This window comes from Myxacorys almedinensis A, assembly GCF_010091945.1.
In the GTDB taxonomy this organism is placed as follows: Bacteria; Cyanobacteriota; Cyanobacteriia; order Leptolyngbyales; family Leptolyngbyaceae; genus Myxacorys; species Myxacorys almedinensis.
In genome coordinates this window covers 1-512 of the sequence record NZ_WVIE01000083.1, presented here as the reverse complement: position 1 = coordinate 512, position 512 = coordinate 1, and the positions used below count along the sequence as shown (strand labels likewise).

Genomic DNA, 512 nt, shown 5'->3' with positions numbered 1-512 from the left:
CATTGCTCTACTGTTCTCCGAAGCAATAAACCCGCGTCCTGACAACGTTTTGATTGTGTGGCGATTGGATCGAGTCGGAAAGCCGCTCAAACAGTTGCTTGAATTTATCGTGGGTTTGAATGATCGCGCCGTTGCCTTCAAAAGTCTTGAAGAGGACTTGGACACGCGAAACTACGATCGAGCCGAGATGCTACGAGTGCTGCGGGTGTTGGTCAGTTATGAGCAGCAGGTGATTAGGGAAAAGACTCAGATGGGTCTTAAGCGAGCGAAAGCCAAGGGCAAAAAAGCCGGACGCAAGCCAGCGCTCACACCTCAACAGATTCGGATTGGAAAAGTCTTGGCAGCCGACCCGACGCAGACTGTAGAAGAGATTTGTCGATCGCTGAAAATTTCTCAGTCAACCTATTACCGCTATATCCATTCCAAACAGCAGTAGGGCACCTCGAAAAATTAGATTAAGAGCCGGGGAGATAGCGATAAAGAGTGTCAGGCTAGAAGCAGCGTCACTTGGA

General features: G+C 49.4%; 1 protein-coding gene. It reads left to right on the top strand.

Going from position 1 to position 512, the window contains the following annotated elements; genetic code table 11:
• Window positions 1–436: recombinase family protein (locus GS601_RS22740; protein WP_238393472.1), on the top strand; the 436-nt coding region annotated here is incomplete at its 5' end.
• Between the last annotated feature and the right edge of the window lie 76 nt (window positions 437–512).